General features: G+C 39.6%; 13 protein-coding genes. 10 read left to right on the top strand and 3 right to left on the bottom strand.

Annotated features, from left to right (window positions below; translation table 11 throughout):
* Positions 1–60 precede the first annotated feature (60 nt).
* Positions 61–858, top strand: a complete 798-nt coding sequence (locus DPG01_RS04535) for a hypothetical protein (protein ID WP_110974315.1) — start codon at positions 61–63, stop codon at positions 856–858.
* Positions 859–1,007: 149 nt separating this feature from the next.
* Entirely contained in the window at positions 1,008–1,472 is a 465-nt protein-coding gene (locus DPG01_RS04530) for a hypothetical protein (RefSeq protein WP_110974314.1), read from the top strand.
* A gap of 35 nt (positions 1,473–1,507) precedes the next feature.
* Here DPG01_RS04530 and DPG01_RS04525 read toward each other — a convergent pair whose 3' ends face one another.
* Positions 1,508–1,837, bottom strand: a complete 330-nt coding sequence (locus tag DPG01_RS04525; protein WP_110974313.1) for a hypothetical protein — start codon at positions 1,835–1,837, stop codon at positions 1,508–1,510.
* Positions 1,838–2,151: 314 nt separating this feature from the next.
* On the opposite strand from DPG01_RS04525, the gene apbC reads away from it, so the two are divergent.
* Positions 2,152–3,429 (top strand): iron-sulfur cluster carrier protein ApbC, encoded by a 1,278-nt coding sequence (gene apbC / locus DPG01_RS04520; RefSeq protein WP_110974312.1) that lies wholly within the window; start codon positions 2,152–2,154, stop codon positions 3,427–3,429.
* A 52-nt stretch (positions 3,430–3,481) separates the two neighbouring features.
* Here the strand turns inward: apbC and DPG01_RS19000 are convergent, their stop codons facing one another.
* The gene (locus DPG01_RS19000) at positions 3,482–3,613 is read right to left on the bottom strand and encodes a hypothetical protein (protein WP_265735887.1); all 132 of its coding nucleotides are present in this window, start codon (positions 3,611–3,613) and stop codon (positions 3,482–3,484) included.
* A gap of 282 nt (positions 3,614–3,895) precedes the next feature.
* Between DPG01_RS19000 and DPG01_RS18720 the strand changes: the two genes are divergently transcribed.
* From DPG01_RS18720 to DPG01_RS04485, 7 genes are all read left to right on the top strand, one after another.
* Positions 3,896–4,048, top strand: a complete 153-nt coding sequence (locus DPG01_RS18720) for a hypothetical protein (protein WP_162622322.1) — start codon at positions 3,896–3,898, stop codon at positions 4,046–4,048.
* Positions 4,049–4,446: 398 nt separating this feature from the next.
* Complete coding sequence (locus tag DPG01_RS04510) at positions 4,447–5,040, top strand: LysE family translocator (protein ID WP_086208523.1); 594 nt, start codon at positions 4,447–4,449, stop codon at positions 5,038–5,040.
* A 113-nt stretch (positions 5,041–5,153) separates the two neighbouring features.
* Positions 5,154–5,723, top strand: a complete 570-nt coding sequence (dcd, locus tag DPG01_RS04505) for a dCTP deaminase (RefSeq protein ID WP_004694514.1) — start codon at positions 5,154–5,156, stop codon at positions 5,721–5,723.
* A 239-nt stretch (positions 5,724–5,962) separates the two neighbouring features.
* Complete coding sequence (locus tag DPG01_RS04500; protein WP_110974311.1) at positions 5,963–7,405, top strand: hypothetical protein; 1,443 nt, start codon at positions 5,963–5,965, stop codon at positions 7,403–7,405.
* 9 nt (positions 7,406–7,414) lie between these two features.
* Complete coding sequence (locus tag DPG01_RS04495; protein WP_086208521.1) at positions 7,415–8,098, top strand: hypothetical protein; 684 nt, start codon at positions 7,415–7,417, stop codon at positions 8,096–8,098.
* Between the two features lie 26 nt (positions 8,099–8,124).
* Positions 8,125–10,410 carry a DUF6160 family protein gene (locus DPG01_RS04490; protein WP_110974310.1) on the top strand — a complete coding sequence of 762 codons (2,286 nt, stop codon included), beginning with the start codon at positions 8,125–8,127 and terminating at the stop codon, positions 10,408–10,410.
* A 24-nt stretch (positions 10,411–10,434) separates the two neighbouring features.
* A complete protein-coding gene (locus DPG01_RS04485) occupies positions 10,435–11,766 on the top strand; it encodes a hypothetical protein (RefSeq protein ID WP_110974309.1) in 1,332 nt (443 codons plus the stop codon).
* Between the two features lie 53 nt (positions 11,767–11,819).
* Here the strand turns inward: DPG01_RS04485 and DPG01_RS04480 are convergent, their stop codons facing one another.
* Positions 11,820–13,538: a proline--tRNA ligase gene (locus tag DPG01_RS04480; RefSeq protein WP_110974308.1), complete on the bottom strand. Its 1,719-nt coding sequence runs from the start codon at positions 13,536–13,538 to the stop codon at positions 11,820–11,822.
* Positions 13,539–13,842 lie beyond the last annotated feature (304 nt).

Here is a 13,842-nt window from a genome sequence, read left to right as displayed (position 1 = left end):
TCATGCGCCAATAACAGCGATAATACGTGGATTCAGCCCGTTTTTAAGAGTATGCCGTCCATGATTGACGATGATTTTGATTTCGAACCCGTGACCCGAATTCCGCAAAATCCACAAGCGACTAAATTACTGGGCAATCAACTTTTACAACAAGCTGAACACTACCTTGCTTCAATGGGCAGTCGAGCACATGCACAATTGGTCGAGTCACTCCGTCAGCTCGAGTCTGAAGATCCGTACTTTGCAATCATGGCCGATCAGCTTGAGTATGAAAGTGATGAACCAATCGCCAATGACGTGCTCAATCTGTTGTTTTTCTGGCAAATGGCCAATGAAAAAGAAGCGGATATTACTGAGTTTCAATTGCCCGATTTAATTCAAGCGGACTATTTCCAAACAACTTTGCTTGAAGCTTATGATGCAATGGAGTTGGGGGCATTCCAAGCCCAACGCCGCAGCGTGATTGAAGAAACTTTAAAGCTGTATCAACAGCAGTGTTATGCAGGTTGTATTACGGTTCTTTATGGTCAAATTGAAGGGATTTTGACGGATGCCCTAGTTGAGCATGGTTATTTACAGCAAAATCAAACCAAGTTTGTCGATGTCTATAAAATCGTGCCGGGCTTGAAAGGCCATGAAGTCAAAAGCCTGTGGCATAAAGTCAAAATTGCCAGTGAAATCAATCCGTATTTCTTGAGCCTTGAAGCATTGAAAATGGATGCGAGTTCTAGTGTCACCGCCAGCCGTCATAATATGGTACACGGTGCGGACGTGACCCATTTCACTCAAGCACGCAGTTTCATTTTGTTTATTTGGCTGTTTGCAGTAATCAGTTTTATCAGTACTTTAAAGCGTTAGTTTGTTCCGTATAAAAGTATAGGATGGATCTAAAATTGATGCATCCTGTACATCTATTGTTTCTAAATGATGCAAATGACGTCAGCACTTAAAAAGCAAGGTATAACTCTGAGTTAAGCAAAATTTTAAATACGATAGAGGGCTGTGACATGACGAATGATAATAAACTCGATGATTTAAAAACCAAAGCGACTGAACTGAGTGAAGACTTAAAGTTAAAAGCTGAAGCGGCAAAACTTGAAGGTGAGAAAGTGCTGGAAGATGTTAAGCATCACGCCACTGAAGCCAAGCTTGATGCTGAAAAGCAACTGACTGACTTAAAAGAGAATGTAGAAGAAAGTAAAGCTGAAGCTAATGCAGCCTTTGAGCAAAAGTTGGAGTCTGCACAAGCCAAAGCTGAGCATGCGAAGCAAGTCGCCCAGGAAAAATTAGATCATTTTAAAGTTGAAGCAGGACATAAACTGGATGAGGCTAAACTTAAAGCTACAGAGCTAAAGCATGAGGCTGAAATTAAATTGGAAGAGTTTAAGGTGCAAGCCACTGAAAAGTTTGACGAATTGAAAAAGAAAGCCACAGAAACACTGCAAAAGTTTAAAAAAGACGACCAAGCTTAATGTTATCTAGTTAGCCGACTGTTATAACTTAAATGTTACTGCACAGACTGTGTATATGATGCAGGGTCTGTGTCTAAATTAAACCATGTAATACTTTGAATTTGGTTATTCACGGTACGAATGGTATAGCGAAAGTTTTGTATTTCATAGATATATACTGTTTCCATAGGGCTGTTGGGAGCAGTGCTTAGCGGTTTAGATACCATTGAAGTCGGTGACAAGTTGATTTTTTTCTGCATGTCCTGAACTTGGTCACCTATGGTCACGGTTTGACTCGTAGGAGTCCTAAACGAGTTGGTTGATGTATCGGCAAAACTTAGGCCCGACAGCAAATAAGCGCAAATAAAAGCGATCCCCCATTTCATTGTTTTTCTCCATATAGCTTCATTATAGACCAACAGAATATAGGTATTTTGCTATGCAAAAACATCACCTTAAATGGTGAGATGAGTCGAAAATTACAATTCTTTACGTTCAAGTTTGAAACAATTCACTGATTTTACTTTGAATGTTCTAGAGCTAAATATTAGCGTTTGACAGGATTACTAATAAAAAAACCAACTGATTTGGTAGGAATACTGGTTTTCATGGCATATTCTATGAAGACTTAACTTAACCTCTCTAAGTTTTGTGGTTAAACTATAGCACTCAGCTGTGAACTCGAATTTGGAGCAAATATATGTCGTGGCTTTCTTCTCTTAAATCTGTTTTTTCTCCTGCGCAGGAGGTAAAGGAAGAAGAAATCCAAACAGTGCTGCAAAATTATATCTTGCCCAATTCAAACAATGCTTTAAAAGACCGCATTACTCAAGTGAATGTGCAAGGCAATATCCTGCAAATTACCCTGAATACTTTTCCTGCTGAAGCAGATGATTTACAGCAGATCCATGATGACTTGGCAGTTGCATTTGAAGCGTGTGGTATCAAAGAATTAAATATGCATGTGATTCAGCAAAAAACTGGGCATAAAGAAAAATCTGGTGGCTGCGGACATCAACACGCTGAAGGTGAGAGCTGTTCAAGCCAATCAAAACAGGCAGCGCCGAAAAGCAATTTACCGCCAGTGATTGATGCCTCAGACTCAATACCTAAAGCTGTTGAACAATCGGTTGAAGCTGATCCAAACAATCCACCGATTCAAAAAGCAGCGCCACAACAGCGTGATGTGCCTAAGCATCCACGTATTCAAAATGTGATTTTGGTATCCTCAGGCAAGGGTGGCGTAGGTAAATCGACCACCACCGTAAACCTTGCACTTGCTTTGCAAAAGCTCGGCTTAAAAGTGGGGGTCTTAGATGCTGATATTTATGGTCCGAGTATTCCGACCATGTTGGGCAATGCGGGTAAAACGCCGATGATTGAAGCGGAAAATTTTGTACCCTTAGATGCCTATGGTTTAGCAGTGTTATCAATTGGGCATTTAACGGGTGATCATAATACTCCTGTGGCTTGGCGTGGGCCAAAAGCGACAGGGGCATTGATGCAACTGTTCAATCAAACCTTATGGCCTGACTTAGATGTCTTAATGATTGATATGCCACCGGGTACAGGCGATATTCAGTTGACCCTTGCGCAGCGTATTCCTGTGACAGGTGCAGTGATTGTGACTACACCTCAAAACGTGGCACTTATGGATGCCACCAAAGGCATTGAATTATTTAATCGCGTACACATTCCAGTCATGGGTGTAGTGGAAAATATGTCGACCCATATTTGCTCAAATTGTGGATTTGAAGAGCAAATTTTTGGTACGGGTGGTGGTGATAAACTGTCTGAGCAATATGCTATTCCGCTTTTGGGACGTTTGCCTTTAAATGTACAAATCCGTGAAAATGCAGATGCAGGGAAGCCTTCGGTTCTAGTTGAAGACAGTGCAGCAGACAGCTATATGCAAATTGCTGAAAAAATTGTAGCAGCATTGCCGAGAGCTGAAAAAGACCAAACCCGTATTTTTTAAATTAAGCCTCAATAAAAAAAGCCCAACCTGATGAGTTGGGCTTTTTTGCTTTTTAGGATAGTGAATAGGGCTGATTTTGTTTTTTGGCTTGCAAAATATTAATGCTAGTCACCATCAAAATCCCAATAATATCAGTCACAGTTTCAGGGATAATCATACATAAAGCACCTGCACCTAAGAACATCCGCTAAAACCAGTTCAAACCAATTTTAAAGGAACTTTCAACTGTAACCCCCAGCGCTAAAATACCGACCACAGAGATAAAGACAATACTCACAATCGTGGTCCATACAGGGAATATGAACTCATGTGTCTGGACGTGTCGCCTCCAGAGTTTTATGTGCCCACTGTAAGGTATTTTCCTTTTAAACCGTCAATGTTTTATGCCTGAGGTTTTGATGTCAAGATTTGCCGATAGTTTGGATATAAAGTATAAGTTTTATTATAAATTTCAAACAACAAGTTGATGTTAATTACATTACATGGAGCAGATGCACCATCTGTCGCGATGTTGACTAATTTGTTTTGTAATTTGCTCGAAGCTTGTGCACTGGCTTCTGTTGTAGTGGAACGTACTGGAATGGTTTTATTGTTTTTGAACGTGTTTCGAGACTTATAAGGACAGTCGAGAATAGCATGAGCTGAGTTTGTCTTTTATACAATTTCCTCGTTTTATTATCTTCAACGCCATTCACTTGGCTCTTTTATCCTTGACTTCACGTGATCAGATTGATGAATAAAAATACGCATTATTTAAAAACTAATTGATTAAAAATCATTTGAATAGTTTTTTTTCATTAGTCATGTCCATTTGATTTATAAAACCATTGATTCAAAATAAGAATAAAATCTATGACTTCATATTTATGAAAGCTAGATTTGGTACAGGTTTTAGGCTTGATTTGTGCTAATTGTTGAATAAAAATTAAAAAAGTGTTATCTCGGTTCACTAAATTCGATTGCTTTCATTGAGGGGACTTATTAATCTTATAAGAATACATCTGTGGGTCTGTGAATATGATCACTTGGTTTTTTATTGGTTTAGTCATAACCATTCTTTTGACCCCAGGACCGACCAATACCTTACTTGCTTCATCTGGCATTCAAGTGGGTATCCGTAAGTCATTGCGGCTTATTCCTGCAGAAGCTTTTGGCTATCTCATCTCAATCACAGCATGGGGTTTTCTCATTGGAAAAGTGTCTACACACTTACCATTGTTACCCACTATTTTAAAGCTGTTTAGTGCGAGCTATATTATCTATTTGGCCATTAAATTATGGCGTACAGCAGATGTCGAGGTTAGCTTTAATCAGCCAACCATTCGTGCACGAGAGCTTTTTTGCGCAACTTTGCTTAACCCGAAAGCCTTATTATTTGCTTCAGCCATTTTTCCAACCATTGCTTGGACAAATATGGATTATTATTTGTCGCACATGTCGATTTTTTTGATTTTGATTATACCGATTGCCTTTTTTTGGACATTTATTGGCTCAATTTTAGCAACCAATAAAATTCGTTGGCTGAATCAATGCAACTTACAAAAAACTGCGTCGATTGTATTGATGACCTTTTCAATTCCATTGGGATATTCTGCGATTTTAAGCCTTTAATTTGAAGATTAAAGACAGAAACTTTGCGAACATAGATGTGCTTATTTTCATTGAAAGCGATTTCAGTTAAAGTACAACGCAATTATTGAAATTAAGATTTTTGGAAAGAATAAATGGCTATTAAGTCTGATCGTTGGATTCGCGAAATGAGCGAAAAACACGGCATGATCGAACCGTATGCAGAAAACCAAGTTCGTTTAGATGAAAATGGTCAAAAACTCATTTCTTATGGCGTATCAAGCTATGGTTATGATGTTCGTTGTGCACGTGAATTTAAAGTTTTTACCAATGTTCACTCGGCAATTGTAGATCCAAAAAACTTTGATGATAAAAGTTTTATCGACATTGAAGCTGATGTTTGTATTATTCCACCGAACTCATTTGCTTTAGCACGTACCGTTGAGTATTTCCGTATTCCACGTAATGTGTTGACCGTGTGTTTGGGTAAATCAACCTATGCACGTTGCGGTATTATCGTAAACGTGACACCGCTTGAGCCTGAGTGGGAAGGTCATGTTACTTTAGAGTTCTCGAACACAACGAATCTACCTGCACGTATTTACGCGGGTGAGGGTGTGGCACAGATGTTGTTCTTCGAATCTGACGAAGTGTGTGAAACGTCGTATAAAGACCGTGGTGGTAAGTACCAAGGGCAAACAGGTGTGACTTTGCCGAAGACCTAAGTTTTTGATATATAAGAAAGCGGATCATTGATCCGCTTTTTTTATGTCAATTCATTCATCGGAAAATAAATATTATCGGACAGTTGGTTTTGCATTTAGTGTGAGTTTCAGCATAATAAATTAAGAATTTAAGGTGCTTTGGTTGACGCAAATAAAAATTATAGTGCGCAAAGTAGAATGCCAAGCAAAGGATGCAGTACATAAAAGATGCGGAGCATCAAATAATAAGGATGGTCGAGATGACGAATCGTATTTATTCTACAGGGCTTAAAAAATCCTGTTTAGCTAGTCTTGTCGGACTTATGTTGACGCAGTCTACTTTTGCGCTTGAGTCACTCTCAGATGAACATCTAGCGGATACTACAGGTGAGGGCATTGCATTACTTCCTGAAAATTTTAAAATGGTCTTTCAGGGACCTAATGATATGTCGACAGCCTCGAGTTATAATCGAGGCGTTGCTAATCCACAACAGTATGATACAGGCTTTATTCGGATTATTCCGATCGGTGAAAATTATTCTAAGTATACAAATGCCGATGATCTGACCACGAAGCGAACCAAGGCTGATATTTTCATTTATGGTTTAGCTCTTTCAAAATCTGATAATAATGCCAACAGTCGTTTTAGCAATCAGGGCTTCACATGGGGAAGTGACGTTAACCCTTGGTTATTTCGTGCAGGAACTGCTACGGGCATTAAACAATTTCAACAGTCAAATGCAAGTGCTGATGTGAGTTTTCTGGGGCTAGAGGCCCCTTTGGCGACAGTTTTGGCCAGTGAAACAGATAACAATATTAAATTAGGCTTATGGTTAGATGCCTTTTCTCGGAGTTGGAATTCTCAAAATAAAGTCGATCCGATTACTGGTGCGCCAACGACAACAAATGCGGCAGCTGATCCTGATTTGAGGGTAGACCAACGCATTCGTTTGCAAGCGGTTGCCAATGGGTTAAGTCTAAATGGTTCACAAATACATTTATTTCAGACACAAGCATCTGCCCTAGATCAACAAAACAAGACTTTTGGGATGGCGAGCTTACTTCGGATTAATACGAATGATGATCCATCAGGGCTGGTTTATGAAAATACCGATGCGAATAAATCGTTGTTAAACTCCAAAGCATTTCGAATCAGCACAGCTACAACCAATGATGGTACTGCTGTTACTCCTGCTTTAGATCGTTCACTGGCTCCTATCTTTGATGCGAGTGAGGGGCTTTATTTATACAGTCCTAACATTAATTTGGTTTTGGGGAATATGTACCAACCTTTTGTTGTTGGTTCTGAAGGGCGAAATATTATTCTTGAAGTTACCCGTATACCCAAAGTTCCAGAGATATATAAACAGATTTATACCTATTATCCAGATGTGGAAGGTGGAACCAGTACTGAATATAAAGGCTCAACTTGTAATGTAGCGTATTGTGGTTCAAATATCGTACAAACAGGTGCAGGCTCTACAGCTGTCAATTATCAAGGGAATAATGCAACACACAGCAGTATTTCAATCGGTAGCGTGACACGCGATCCAACCAGCAACACCTTAAAAGCCAATACAGCGACCAATTCTACAGGTGTGGTATTTCGTGGAACAGGAACAGCAACACCTGTGAACTTGGGTTCTGTGGCTATTGATGGTGTGTTGATTCAGCATTTTAAAATTAAGACTACAGGTTTGTAGGGGACTGACATGATTAAAAAAATATGTATAGCCATGTTGATCTCTAGTCCGATGTTATCTCAAGCTGGCTTGGTTGACCTGGATAATACTGAATTGGTGGGTGTTACTGGTCAGGGAGGGGCGGATTTAAGCTTAACACTCTCGATTAACCATCAATATGCCAATGACATGAGTCTTAATTCTATCTCTAAGACTAATGGAGTTGATGCGAATGGGCGAGCAATTGTGACTGAAGCATATTATCAAATGCGAGCAAACCAAGACTGTGCTTTATTAGAACTCTGCCGTATAGCGATTTCCCCAAATAATCATAAAGAAAATGGGCAGCAAAAATGGCTGGTATTTAAGCAATTTCAAGGAACGATGCAAATTGATAAATTTTCACTGGAAGGGACTACACTTCTGAATAGAGATGGAAAACCACAAACTGCGATGCTACTCAAGTTTTTTGATGATAAACCATTAAAAATCCGTAATTTGGGCTTTGCTAGTCTTTCAGTTGAAAGTGGTGATCAGGGCTATTTTAATACCGCAACCTACAATGGCTATGGCACGACCAAATCAGTACCCAACTTCGACAAAGGCCAAGAGCAAGGGTTTATGGGGCTCAATGTACATGGGAATTTGCACCTAGATGGAAATCTAAAAATCTTTAGCTATAACTGTTCAGGTACTGCGAGTAGTCGCTGCTAGTCATAAAGTTTCAAAAGGATATTGAAATGCATAAAATAATAAAATTAAACCTTCTGACACTATGCATTTGCGCGGCGAATCAAAGCTATGCATTACAGGCTTTAAATGACCAAACTTTAAGTGATGTGACTGGTCAAGATGGCATTTCTATTACGCACGAAGCATCAAAAATTCAGATTAAGCAACTAAATTGGGTTGACCCAGCAGAAGTTGGCCAGATGCCCGTCAAAACAGGCTTACACAATATAGAGATTAAAGCTGCTAATGGTTATAACAATATTCAATCTAAACTTGATTTCGATGTTGGAACTACACAATTAGCCAATGGTACACAAGGTGTGGGCATACAGCTTTCTGCCAGTGTATCGCCATTTACCGCAACTGCTGCTCAAATTATGTTGGTATGTTCGCCGAATTGTGCAACAGGTGAAACCGATCAAAATTTAGGAAGCTTGAAGTTATCAACCATTTCACCTTTTGAAGTGTATTTAACCACGACAAATGGCTTATTCAACCGTGATTCGAAAGCACATTTAGATTTTAAATTACAAAATGCCAGTATCAGTTATGGGCAGGGTGATCAAAATTTAACTTTGAAAGATTTGAACTTTAATTTATCGGCAGATGGCTATTTATATATTGATGACGCTGAAGGTATTGTACTCACATCCAAAGGGAGTCTTGGTGATAATCTTATTGTGCTTGGGCGTGTTGAAGATAAGACCGATGTGCATGGGAGTCGCAGTGGTACTGCAACAAACCCTGGTTTAAATGTTGATATGCGCTATGGTTCAGAAAACTCAACTCAACGAAATTTAATTCGAATCGGAGCATCGGGGGCATTAACGAATGGCAAGATTGCGTTTAATGCAGATCAGACTGGTATTGCTAAGTTTAATACGGTCAATCGGATTAATGGCAATGTTCAAGAAAGTGAGACTACAGCATCTACGGGTTATGCTTTTAAAAATGTGGGTGGTGTGCATTTAAACGTTGCAGCCGATTTTACGCGTACGGGAAATAGTTTACTTGGAGCTGTAGCACCAACCACATTTGAATTGGGACATACGGGAACTGGTAGTTATGCTATTGAGTTTTCAAACTTAGCGCCACTCAATGTACGTACATCTACTGATCCTAACTCAGCTTTAACGAGTCAAAATGCTTATATTGATTTTGGTCAGATTTATATTAATAACATTCGTTCTAATGCTATGGGCTTTGTGATTAATGATCAAATCAAGAATATATTGGGCGCACAAAATTATGAGCTGACATACAACCCTTCACCGACAGCGAATGCATCAAACATGGCATTTATTGCCGTGCGTGGGATGGATTTTCAAGCGATTGCCCGTAAAGCACGGTTTATTTCAGATAATTCAATCGCGGTGAATAACACTAATGAGGGAACATGGGGCTTAGGCATTCCAATTTATAACTTGAATGCTAATGCTGCTTTTTTTGCAAAGAAATATACCAATACTGCTGGAACTGTTAAGGACGGCTTAGGATACGACATTGCGGTATCGACAGACGGTTATGGGGAAGATAGTCAGGGTAATCCGAAAACAACGTCTATTATTGTGATTGATGGTGCCATGAGTCAGCATGGCGAAGAGGTGAACTACTATGCAGGCTTAAGAAATATTGATTCATATTTTAAAGCCAATGGTGTTATTGGTTTTAATGAGAATGAGATCTATATCAAAGCAGATAATTTATTATTTGCTGCCAGTGCAGAAATAGCAATCGGTCAACTCCCTGGGTCCTTATATAACTGTCCAGCAGGTGTAAGCACTTGTGCTAAAGAAGTCGTTCCGATTAATAATTTTTCTCGAAAAGAAGATGTACTGACGTCTATTGCATTTATGTTGGATGGTAAAGGTGAGCTTTTCATTATTCCGGGGCTTGAGGCGATAGGTGGAACTCCTCAGACCAATTATTTGTCATTTAAATCAAATTTTGAATTTAATACTTTAAGTAGCTTAGATCAGAGTAATGAAAATAAGAAAGGGAGTTTTATTAGTTTAAGCAATACGGACAGTAATGGGACAACCTCTAAAACCTCTAGTATTAACTTGAATAAAATGCAAGGTCACTTAGGTTTTAATGGAAAAATTCACATGCAAAAGGATTCAGTTGTCATCGACAACCAAGTGCAATTTAACCATAAGGCATTAGTGGGTGGACAAGGGGCTGCTTTTAGAGCAGAAGTTGCACTGTCTCCAACGGGAACAATGCAGAAAGTTGCAGATATTGCCATTACGGGTGGAGCTATGCGTAGCACATTGGGTATTACTCCTCGATAAAAAGAAAGACAAGGAATAAGTAAGATGAATAAGTCTTTAATCTCAGTTTTGATTACTGCAACTTTGGGTTTGAGTCAAAGTTATGCGATGACTGCTTTAAATGATGAGGAACTTTCAGAAATTGAAGGCCAATCTTTGATTAATCTCGAGTTTCAGCAGGGGACAAATACAACAGATGCACAAGGGAAAACATATAATCAATCAAACATTGGTTTTTATAAGTTGGCTCTTAGTGCAGAAATGGAATTGAATGCCAATATTAAAAAGCTACAATTGGGCTGTGGTGGTGATAATAATGCAATTCGCGCGAGTAGCTGTGATATTGATATAGATCATATTTCACTGAGTGGACTTCCTGATAACTCAAACTATACCGCTGATGAGCGTGCAGCAACTTCTGCATTAATTACAAATCCATTTATTCAATTCGCTATTAAAAACCCGACTTCTGCTGCCACACGTGAAGTACTGGGTTTTCGTTTGAGTGCTGAAAAGATTAAAGGCTTAATGACACTTGGTACGGAAAATAGTGCGACACCGAATGGCATTAATACATTTAGTGGCTATATGAAAACCAAAACTGCAACAGGCACAGCTGTGACTGAAGCCCGCAGTATGACCTATGCAGATACCAATTTAACAATAAATGGGGTCGTTGAAGGACGACTCTTTGGTAGCAGTTCGGGGACTACATGCCAAGATGGCTTCTTAGATCCGTGTCAAAGTATTTCCTATACCTCTAATAATTATAATTTAAACTTATCTTCTACTTCGGCGCCTTTTACTATTAACTCTACAATTGTATCTGGAACTCGAATGAAAGACGTGACTTTGAAAGGCAGTGGTACAGTTGGTCAAATTGACTTTAGCGGACAACTAACCGCGAAGGTATTAGGTCTATTAAATTTAGATAAACAAGTCTCAGGTAATATTACAGGCCTGAAAACGGACATTACTGTAAATCAAAGTCTGGGTTTAATTCATGCATTATATTTAAATAATCCTGCTTCATTGTCCTTACAATCTCAAGATGTTTTATGGACTGGAGCTGCCGTCGGAGCAAATAAGGGTTGGTGGTTAGCGATGGAAGATGAAGTGGAACTAGGCAGTTTAAGCCCAACGACTAAAGTGGCGATCACCAATGAAGTTCTAAAACAAACCATTGCGGGAATTAATAAAGACTTGACTGATAATCCACGAAATTGTGGCAATCTTTTGACAGGATGTGTTGGTGGTTCTGCGCTTGTTGTTGGTAATGTGCCTATGACGACTACATTGGATTTTCCATTGACTAACTTAACCTTGCAGGGGCAAAATTTTAGGCCAAACTGTTATGGCGGATTAAAGTTTTGCTAAAAACTAAATTGCAAAAAAATCCCGCAACCTGTGCGGGATTTCTAATTTCGAAATTATTTTGTAATTTTTTCGAGTAATTCTTCTTTCGAAATATTTACAGAGTCTGCATCACGACGGCCTTTATATTCAAAGGTACCTGCATCTAGGCCTTTTTCACCAATTACAATGCGATGAGGAATGCCTGTAAGCTCAAGATCGGAGAATTTTACGCCTGGACGTTCGTTACGGTCATCCAGTAAAACATCGAAACCTGCTGCTGTAAGTTCAGTGTATAAAGCTTCAGCTGCTTCCAGCGTCCGTGGAGATTTATGGGCGTTCATTGGCACAATCGCAATTTCAAATGGTGCAATGGCTGTAGGCCAAATAATCCCTTTTTCATCAAAATTTTGCTCAATTGCTGAAGCAACTACGCGCGTAACTCCAATACCGTAACAACCCATGGTTACAGTGAATGGTTTACCATCTTCGCCTAGAACTTTACAGCCTAAAGCTTCTGAATATTTTTGACCTAATTGGAAGATATGACCTACTTCGATACCACGTTTGATTTGTAGCGTACCTTTACCATCTGGTGATGGATCGCCTTCAACTACATTACGGAGGTCATAAACCTCAGTAAACTGTGCGTCACGCTCCCAATTGAGACCTGTAACGTGTTTATCCAATTCATTTGCACCTGCAACGAAGTCAGAAAGAACAGATGCAGCACGGTCAACAATTACAGTTAAGCCTTTTTCAACTAAACCTTGTGGTCCACAGAAACCTGCTGTTAAACCAAGTGTAGCAAGTTGTTCTTCAGTTGCGAAAGTTAATGGAGAGGCAATGCGCGGGTGTTTCTCAGCTTTAATTTCATTTAACTCGTGATCACCACGTAAGAACAAGGCTACAACTGGTGTTGCTTGGCCTTCTTCAGTTACGATCCCTTGAACGAGTAAGGCTTTAACGGAGTGAGCTGGATCAGATTTTAAGAAGTTTGATACATCTGCAATAGTTTTTTGATTTGGTGTATCAACCACTTCCAAAGCTTGAGTTGGAGCAGCACGTTCGCCCACTAAAACAGCTTCAGCCATCTCAATATTCGCTGCATAGTCTGATTCAGTTGAGAAAGCGATATCATCTTCACCACTTGATGCCAACACGTGGAACTCATGAGAGCCTGAACCGCCAATAGAGCCTGTATCGGCTTGGACTGGGCGAAAATCTAAACCTAAACGGGTAAAGATTTTACAGTATGCATCATACATGATGTCATAGGTTTCTTGCAGTGATTCTTGGTTTGCATGGAAAGAATAAGCATCTTTCATGATGAATTCACGTGAACGCATTACACCAAAACGTGGACGAATTTCATCACGAAATTTGGTTTGGACTTGATAGAAGTTTGCTGGTAATTGTTTGTAGCTTTTGAGTTCATTACGCGCAAGATCGGTAATCACTTCTTCGTGTGTCGGACCAAGAACAAACGGGTTGCCATGACGGTCGTTAAAACGCAAGAGCTCAGGGCCGTATTGGACATAACGACCTGATTCTTCCCATAATGCAGCAGGTTGCGTTACGGGCATGAAAACTTCCAGTGAACCCGCTTTGTTCATTTCTTCACGAACGATCGCTGCAACTTTATTTAATACGCGAACGCCCATCGGCAGCCAAGTATATAAACCTGAAGCCAATTTACGAATCATCCCAGCACGTAGCATCAGTTGATGTGAAATCACTTCTGCGTCATTTGGGGTTTCTCTTAACGTTGCAAATAAAAAGCGACTCGCGCGCATGGAAACTGTCCTAAAATTTTAAACTTTGAAAGTCAAAGAGTATACAATGAAAAATGAAGCGACATGTTGATGTCACCTCAGAGAAATGCGGATTATTATGACATGATTTTATGTACTTGACGCAGCATAAGGTTCTTAAAGTTATCTAAAGAAGTGCAGATCATAGAAAGGATTACTGAGGTAAATAGCAAGAGTGGAATGATACGGCCAATCACTGGATATGCCATTGATATATGATTCAGTATTTGGCCTTAACCTGAACGTGAGAGGAGGATTCACTTCGACTATCGTTCATTGGGAGAGG

Source organism: Acinetobacter sp. WCHAc060042, from assembly GCF_003231195.1.
Classification (GTDB): Bacteria; Pseudomonadota; Gammaproteobacteria; order Pseudomonadales; family Moraxellaceae; genus Acinetobacter.
Note: the sequence above shows the minus strand (reverse complement) of the source record. Positions and strands in the feature narration are given on the sequence as shown.

What these genes read in the sequence shown, in the direction of transcription:
- DPG01_RS04535 (WP_110974315.1), top strand. Translation starts at nt 61, where the DNA reads ATGATTGACGATGATTTTGATTTCGAACCCGTGACCCGAATTCCGCAA.
- DPG01_RS04530 (WP_110974314.1), top strand. Translation starts at nt 1,008, where the DNA reads ATGACGAATGATAATAAACTCGATGATTTAAAAACCAAAGCGACTGAA.
- DPG01_RS04525 (WP_110974313.1), bottom strand. Translation starts at nt 1,837, where the DNA reads ATGAAATGGGGGATCGCTTTTATTTGCGCTTATTTGCTGTCGGGCCTA.
- apbC (WP_110974312.1), top strand. Translation starts at nt 2,152, where the DNA reads ATGTCGTGGCTTTCTTCTCTTAAATCTGTTTTTTCTCCTGCGCAGGAG.
- DPG01_RS19000 (WP_265735887.1), bottom strand. Translation starts at nt 3,613, where the DNA reads ATGTTCTTAGGTGCAGGTGCTTTATGTATGATTATCCCTGAAACTGTG.
- DPG01_RS18720 (WP_162622322.1), top strand. Translation starts at nt 3,896, where the DNA reads ATGTTAATTACATTACATGGAGCAGATGCACCATCTGTCGCGATGTTG.
- DPG01_RS04510 (WP_086208523.1), top strand. Translation starts at nt 4,447, where the DNA reads ATGATCACTTGGTTTTTTATTGGTTTAGTCATAACCATTCTTTTGACC.
- dcd (WP_004694514.1), top strand. Translation starts at nt 5,154, where the DNA reads ATGGCTATTAAGTCTGATCGTTGGATTCGCGAAATGAGCGAAAAACAC.
- DPG01_RS04500 (WP_110974311.1), top strand. Translation starts at nt 5,963, where the DNA reads ATGACGAATCGTATTTATTCTACAGGGCTTAAAAAATCCTGTTTAGCT.
- DPG01_RS04495 (WP_086208521.1), top strand. Translation starts at nt 7,415, where the DNA reads ATGATTAAAAAAATATGTATAGCCATGTTGATCTCTAGTCCGATGTTA.
- DPG01_RS04490 (WP_110974310.1), top strand. Translation starts at nt 8,125, where the DNA reads ATGCATAAAATAATAAAATTAAACCTTCTGACACTATGCATTTGCGCG.
- DPG01_RS04485 (WP_110974309.1), top strand. Translation starts at nt 10,435, where the DNA reads ATGAATAAGTCTTTAATCTCAGTTTTGATTACTGCAACTTTGGGTTTG.
- DPG01_RS04480 (WP_110974308.1), bottom strand. Translation starts at nt 13,538, where the DNA reads ATGCGCGCGAGTCGCTTTTTATTTGCAACGTTAAGAGAAACCCCAAAT.